At 72.1% G+C, this 1,152-nt stretch carries 1 protein-coding gene; it reads left to right on the top strand.

Going from position 1 to position 1,152, the window contains the following annotated elements; all coding sequences use genetic code 11:
- Positions 1-1,131 (top strand): helix-turn-helix domain-containing protein (locus ACFYE3_RS19005; protein WP_387612030.1); only part of this gene is annotated, 1,131 nt, incomplete at its 5' end.
- Positions 1,132-1,152 lie beyond the last annotated feature (21 nt).

Consider the following 1,152-nt stretch of genomic DNA (forward strand, 5'->3'; position numbering starts at 1 on the left):
CTGCTGGTGGGGCACGTGCCCGTCTTCACGCAGGAGTTGCTGGCGGCGGTGCACCGGGACGTCCCGGTCTATGCCACATCGCTGGACGGACCGTTGCGACCGGAGATCCAGCACGGGGTCGAGTCCGCCCTGACCCGCTTCCTGGACCTGGCCGCCTCCGAGCAACCCGCCCTGCGCGATGAGGACTGGCTCGTCTATGAGCTGCTCGGCCGAGCCGAGGTCCATCAGGGCCGGCCCATGGACGCGCTGTTCGCCGCCTACCGCTCCGCGGCCCGCACCACCTTGCGGTCGATGTCGGGGGTGGCCATGGAAGCCGGGGCCGAGGCCTCGGTGCTGATCGTTCTGGCGGAGTCGGTGTTCGCCTACATCGAGGAGCTCTCCGCCGCCAGCGCCCAGGGCTACGCCCTGGAGCAGTCCGAGCGGGCCGGTGAGCAGGACAGGCTGCTGGACACGGTGGCGGAGATGCTGATCCGCGGCCACGTCGAGGAGGACGCCGTGCGGGCGGCCGTGCTCGCGGCCGGCTGGGCCCTGCCCGAGCGGGTCGTGGTGGTCACCTTGCCCACGGACCGGCGCACGGGACTGAAATCCCGCCTGGGCGCCCGCGCCCTGCTCACGTCCCGCCCCGGTGACATCATCGCGGTCGTGCCCGAGCCCTCCTCACCGACAGCGCGCCAGAAGCTGGGGCGTGTCCTCGCCGGGCGCAACGCCGTGGTGGGTCCGGGGCGGGCCTGGCAGTCCGCACCTGACTCCCTGCGCCTGGCCGTGATGGCCGGGGACCTGCTGCAGCACGATCCCGACGACGAGAGGCCGCTGTGGGTCACCGAGCACCTCACCCAGCTGCTCCTGCTCAGTGACCACAGCATGGTCGAGGACCTCGCCGCCCAACGGCTGGCCCCGCTGGAGCAGCTGCGCCCCGCCCAGCGGGAGCGGCTGGGGGCGACCCTGTTGTCCTGGCTCCAGCACCACGGGCACCGCGCCGCGATGGCCGCCGATCTGCTCATCCACGAACAGACGGTCGGCTACCGGGTCAACCAGCTGCGCGACGTGTTCGGGGAGACCCTCAACGACCCGCAGACCCGGTTCGAGCTCGAGCTCGTCCTGCGCGCCCGGCCCCACCACAACCCCTCCTGAGCAACGATCACCGAGATGCCC

The sequence above is a fragment of the Kocuria arenosa genome (assembly GCF_042879215.1).
Lineage (GTDB): Bacteria > Actinomycetota > Actinomycetes > Actinomycetales > Micrococcaceae > Kocuria > Kocuria arenosa.